Source organism: Pseudomonas sp. MWU13-2517 (assembly GCF_023242545.1).
GTDB lineage: Bacteria > Pseudomonadota > Gammaproteobacteria > Pseudomonadales > Pseudomonadaceae > Aquipseudomonas.
In genome coordinates, this window is the sequence record NZ_JALMFA010000029.1 from 1 (window position 1) to 5,887 (window position 5,887).

Genomic DNA, 5,887 nt, shown 5'->3' on the forward strand with positions numbered 1-5,887 from the left:
TCATCGGTGAGGACGGGGCGAATCTTAATGGCGGTTTGGAAGTGTGTCAAATTTATTTTCAACAATTTCCAAAGTTTTTTGCCGGGATAACAATCACTTACCGGCGAAACCCCGAAAAGCCGGGGTTTCGTCGTTACAACAGCCTGCTTAAGCAATAGCGCCCAGCAGCTTTTCCCACTCTTTGTTTTCTTTCTTCGACACACCACCAAGCAAATCAAGAGCTTGGCGCAGACGGAAACGCGTGAGGTCCGGGCCAAGGATTTCCATCGCATCGAGTACCGACACCGAACTGGCCTGCCCGGTGATCGCGGCGAACATCAGCGGCATGGCATCACGCAATTTCAGCTCGAGGGATTCAACCACGGCCTGGATCGTCGCGGTAATCGCATCTTTCTCCCACTGACGCAGGCTTTCGAGCTTCCACAAGATCAGTTGCATCAATTGGCGAACCTGATCGCCCGAGAGCTTCTTGGACTCGAACAGCTTGGCATCCGGGCTCACGCCACCGGCAAAGAAGAAGCTGGCCAGCGGTGCAACCTGGCTGAACGTCTCCACCCTGCCCTGCACCAACGGTGCGATCTTCATCATGTACTCGGGATTCAACGCCCATTGCTGCACACGGCTGGCGAACTCTTCCACCGGCAGATCACGCAGCCACTGGCCATTGAGCCACGACAGTTTCTCGATATCGAAGATGGGTCCACCCAGGGATACGCGGGACAGGTCGAAGTTGTCGACCATTTCCTGCAGCGAGAACTTCTCACGCTCGTCCGGCATCGACCAGCCCATGCGACCCAGGTAGTTGAGCATCGCCTCCGGCATGAAGCCCATGCGCTCGTAAAACGTCACCGATGTCGGATTCTTGCGTTTGGACAACTTGCTCTTGTCCGGGTTACGCAGCAGCGGCATATAGCACAGCTGCGGTTGTTCCCAGCCGAAATATTCGTAGAGCAGGATCAGCTTCGGCGCCGACGGCAGCCATTCTTCACCACGCAATACGTGGGTGATGCCCATCAGGTGGTCGTCGACCACGTTGGCCAGGAAGTACGTCGGCAAGCCGTCGGTCTTCATCAGCACCTGCATGTCCATGCGGTCCCACGGAATTTCGACGTCACCGCGCAGCATGTCCGGCACCACGCACACGCCTTCGCTCGGCACTTTCATACGAATGACGTGCGGCTCGCCAGCGGCCAGGCGCTGAGCCACTTCTTCCTTCGACAACAACAGCGCGCGGCCGTCGTAGCGCGGGGTTTCGCCACGCGCCATTTGCTCGGCACGCATCTGGTCCAGCTCCTCGGCAGTGCAGAAGCATGGGAAAGCATGCCCCATGTCGACCAACTGCTGGGTGTACTGCTTGTAGATGTCGCTACGCTCGCTCTGGCGATACGGACCATGCGGGCCGCCGACGTCCGGGCCTTCCGCCCAGGTGATGCCCAACCAGCGCAGGGCATCGAAAATCTGCTGTTCCGACTCACGGGTCGAACGCAGTTGGTCGGTGTCTTCGATCCGCAGGATGAATTCACCACCGTGCTGCTTGGCAAAGCAGTAGTTGAACAAGGCGATGTAAGCAGTGCCGACGTGGGGATCCCCAGTAGGCGATGGCGCAATGCGCGTGCGGACGGTGGTCATGGCAGGTCTCGAATGGGCGATAAAACTGAAAATTGAAACAAGGGGCGAATGGTAACAGCCTGGGGTGGTTGGGCTCCAGCGTGGGTGAATCTGCTAGACCGAGGCGCCTGCACTCGCGAGCAGGCCGGCCCCCACATCTGATCGATTCCAACATGAGAATGCGCTCGGACGCAGGGGCGGACTTGCTCGCGAAGAGGCCCGCACGGTCACATCACCTCAAACCGCCAGCAACCGCTCACGCAACTTGCCAATTTCATCCCGCGTCTGCGCCGCCGCCTCAAACTCCAGATCCCGCGCCAGTTGGTACATCTTCTCTTCCAACTGCCGGATACGCTTGGTGATCTCACTCGGCGAACGCAGTTCGTTCTCGTACTTGGCGCTTTCCTCGGCAGCCTTGGCCATACCCTTGCGCTTCTTGCTGCGCGAGCCGGGCACAGTGGCGCCTTCCATGATGTCCGCGACGTCCTTGAACACACCCTTGGGCGTAATGCCGTTGGCCAGGTTGAAGGCTATCTGCTTGTCGCGACGACGTTCGGTCTCGCCAATCGCCCGCTCCATGGAGCCGGTGATGCGGTCGGCGTAAAGGATCGCACGGCCATTGAGGTTACGCGCGGCGCGGCCGATGGTCTGGATCAACGAGCGTTCCGAACGCAGGAAGCCCTCCTTGTCGGCATCCAGGATCGCCACCAGCGACACTTCCGGCATATCCAGGCCTTCACGCAGCAGGTTGATGCCCACCAGCACATCAAAGGTGCCCAGGCGCAGGTCACGGATGATTTCCACGCGCTCCACGGTGTCGATGTCCGAGTGCAGGTAGCGCACGCGCACGCCGTGGTCGGCCAGGTAGTCGGTCAGGTCTTCGGCCATGCGCTTGGTCAACGTGGTCACCAGCACCCGCTCTTCCAGGGCCACGCGCTTGCCGATTTCCGACAGCAGGTCGTCCACCTGGGTCAACGCCGGACGGATTTCCACCTGCGGGTCAACCAGGCCCGTTGGCCTGACCACCTGTTCGACCACGCGGCCGGCATGCTCGGCCTCGTAGTTGCCCGGCGTAGCGGATACAAAGATGGTCTGCGGGCTGATGGCCTCCCATTCATCAAAGCGCATCGGCCGGTTATCCAGCGCCGAAGGCAAGCGGAACCCGTACTCTACCAACGTTTCTTTACGCGAACGGTCGCCCTTATACATGGCGCCAACCTGCGGCACGCTGACGTGGGACTCATCGATCACCAGCAACGCGTCTGGCGGCAGGTAATCGTAGAGGGTCGGCGGCGGCGCACCGGATTCGCGGCCCGACAGGTAGCGCGAGTAGTTTTCGATACCGTTGCAGTAACCCAGCTCCAGGATCATCTCCAGGTCGAAGCGGGTGCGCTGCTCCAGGCGCTGGGCCTCCACCAGTTTGTTATTGGCGCGCAGGTACTCCAGGCGCTCAGCCAGCTCCACCTTGATACCCTCGACGGCGCCCATCAGGGTTTCACGCGGAGTCACGTAGTGGCTCTTCGGATAAAAGGTGAAACGCGGCAGCTTGCGGATCACCTCGCCGGTCAACGGGTCGAAAGCCGACAGGCTCTCGACTTCGTCGTCAAACAGCTCGATGCGGATCGCTTCCAGGTCGGATTCGGCCGGGTAGATGTCGATCACATCGCCGCGCACGCGAAAGGTGGCGCGGGCAAAGTCCATGTCGTTACGGGTGTACTGCAAGCTGGCCAGGCGGCGTAGCAGTTCGCGCTGGTCGAGTTTGTCGCCGCGGTCGACGTGCAGCACCATCTTCAGATAGGTTTCCGGGCTGCCCAAGCCGTAGATGCACGACACCGTCGTAACGATGATCGCGTCCTTGCGCTCCAGCAAAGCCTTGGTCGCCGATAACCGCATCTGTTCGATGTGGTCGTTGATCGACGCATCCTTCTCAATGAAGGTGTCGGACGACGGCACGTAGGCTTCGGGCTGGTAGTAGTCGTAGTAGGAAACGAAGTACTCCACCGCATTGTTCGGGAAGAACGCCTTGAACTCGCCGTACAGTTGCGCGGCCAGGGTCTTGTTGGGTGCCAGCACCAAGGTCGGACGGTTGATCTGGGCGATTACGTTGGCGATGCTGAACGTCTTGCCCGAACCGGTTACCCCGAGCAGCGTCTGGTGCGCCAAGCCGGCCTCGATACCCTCGACCATCTGGCGAATGGCTTCCGGCTGATCGCCGGCGGGTTCAAAGCGGGTGACGAGTTGGAAATCCGACATAACGTACCTCGTGAAGTCACCCCCAGACTGTAAACCCGTCGAGGACGAAATAGACCACCATCCGCGAAGATTCAGTGCGGGTAGTAGGAAAAGACCATGATAGCCATAGAACTGGTGGCGAATGTGACGGGTTTCAAGGCAATCGTCCTACCTGCCCTTCAGGATCAATGTTGCAATAAGACTAACGGTCAACAAATAAACCGAAAAACTTGGCCGAAAAGCCGTTTCGGTTGTCGCCTCAAGCGGTGATGGCCTCTATACTAGCTCCCCGTTTGTGCACCGCTCTAGTGCCTTCGGCTGGAGCGCGACACGTCCCTCCCTTCCCCCATAGAGCTGCCGCAAAAATGAGCCTGTTCTCCGCTGTCGAAATGGCACCACGCGATCCTATCCTGGGCCTCAACGAAGCATTCAACGCCGATACACGAACCACCAAGGTCAACCTTGGCGTGGGCGTTTACTGCAACGAGGAGGGGAAGATTCCACTCTTGCGTGCCGTTGCCGAAGCGGAAGCCATTCGCGTGGCGCAACACGCCGCCCGCGGCTACTTGCCTATCGATGGCATCGCAGCTTATGACAAAGCCGTACAAACCCTGCTGTTCGGCGCAGAATCCGCGCTGCTGAACGCCGGCCGTGTGGTCACCGTACAGGCCGTCGGCGGCACCGGCGCCCTGAAGATCGGCGCCGACTTCCTCAAGCAATTGCTGCCCAACGCCGTCGTCGCCATCAGCGACCCAAGCTGGGAAAACCACCGCGCCCTGTTCGAAACCGCCGGTTTCCCGGTGCAGAACTACCGCTACTACGACGCCGCCACCCACGATGTGAACCGCGCTGGCCTCCTTGAAGACCTCAACGCCCTGCCGCCACAGTCGATCGTGGTACTCCACGCCTGCTGCCACAACCCGACCGGTGTCGACCTGAGCCCGGCCGACTGGCAGAACGTGCTGGACGTGGTCAAGGCCAAAAACCTGGTGCCGTTCCTCGACATGGCCTACCAGGGCTTTGGCGACGGTATCCACGAAGATGCCGCGGCGGTGCGCCTGTTTGCCGAGTCGGGCCTGACCTTCTTTGTGTCCAGCTCGTTCTCCAAATCGTTCTCCCTGTACGGCGAACGCGTAGGCGCGCTGTCGATTGTTGGTGAGTCCAAGGAAGAAAGCGCGCGCATCCTGTCCCAGGTCAAGCGCGTGATCCGCACCAACTACTCCAACCCGCCGACCCACGGCGCAGCCATCGTGGCAGCGGTGCTGAACAACCCGGAACTGCGCGCCCAGTGGGAAGCCGAATTGGGCGAAATGCGCCTGCGCATCCGGGGCATGCGTGAGCAGATGGTCGCCGACCTGGCCAAGGCTGCTCCAGGCCATGACTTCAGCTTCGTTGGTCGCCAGCGCGGGATGTTCTCCTACTCCGGCCTGACCGTTGAGCAAGTCACCCGCCTGCGCAACGAGTTTGGCATCTACGCGCTGGACACCGGGCGCATCTGTGTGGCGGCGTTGAACCAGTCGAACATTGACGCGGTCACAAAGGCAATCGTTCAGGTGCTGTAAGCCTGCAGCCGTTGCATGAGCAGCCGTTGCAAAAGAGGGGAAGCCAATGGCTTCCCCTCTTTCGTATCCAGCTCCTAGACTGAACCCAACTGCCCCTTTGCTGTGAGAGCCCCATGAGAAACGATGACCTGGACCTGCGCGCAGATCGCGATGAACTGGACGACTACACCCCACCGCGCGCGCCGCGCGCCAAGCAGCAGAAGAGCCTCGTACTGCAAGTAGCGCTGGGGGTGTTTTTGGGTGGGCTGGCATTGTGGTTGGTGCAACTGGGCGCCACGGCACTGATGGCAAAGCTGGCCATGGGCACGCTGCAGTTCGGCGGCTGATGAAATCGAAATGCCAGTCAGTTAAGGAGGAGCATAGTCACTGTGACGAGGGGGCTTGCTCCGGCGGGGTCGCGAAGCGGTCCCAGCTTGGGGCTTGAAAAGGCTGGGCCTGCTACGCAGTCCAACGGGAGCAAGCTCCCTCGCCACAGGTTATCGTTT

General features: G+C 60.3%; 4 protein-coding genes. 2 read left to right on the top strand and 2 right to left on the bottom strand.

All coding sequences use genetic code 11. The annotated features are described in order from the left end of the window. Positions 1 to 147: 147 nt before the first annotated feature. Complete coding sequence (gltX, locus tag M5B97_RS27465; RefSeq protein ID WP_248733227.1) at positions 148 to 1,629, bottom strand: glutamate--tRNA ligase; 1,482 nt, start codon at positions 1,627 to 1,629, stop codon at positions 148 to 150. A 216-nt stretch (positions 1,630 to 1,845) separates the two neighbouring features. Continuing rightward, positions 1,846 to 3,861 carry an excinuclease ABC subunit UvrB gene (uvrB, locus tag M5B97_RS27470; protein ID WP_248733228.1) on the bottom strand — a complete coding sequence of 672 codons (2,016 nt, stop codon included), beginning with the start codon at positions 3,859 to 3,861 and terminating at the stop codon, positions 1,846 to 1,848. Positions 3,862 to 4,205: 344 nt separating this feature from the next. Here uvrB and M5B97_RS27475 point away from each other — a divergent pair, with 344 nt between their 5' ends. Continuing rightward, a complete protein-coding gene (locus M5B97_RS27475; RefSeq protein WP_248733229.1) occupies positions 4,206 to 5,402 on the top strand; it encodes an amino acid aminotransferase in 1,197 nt (398 codons plus the stop codon). 113 nt (positions 5,403 to 5,515) lie between these two features. Next, on the top strand, positions 5,516 to 5,728 hold the full coding sequence (locus tag M5B97_RS27480; RefSeq protein WP_248733230.1) for a hypothetical protein: 213 nt from the start codon (positions 5,516 to 5,518) through the stop codon (positions 5,726 to 5,728). Positions 5,729 to 5,887 lie beyond the last annotated feature (159 nt).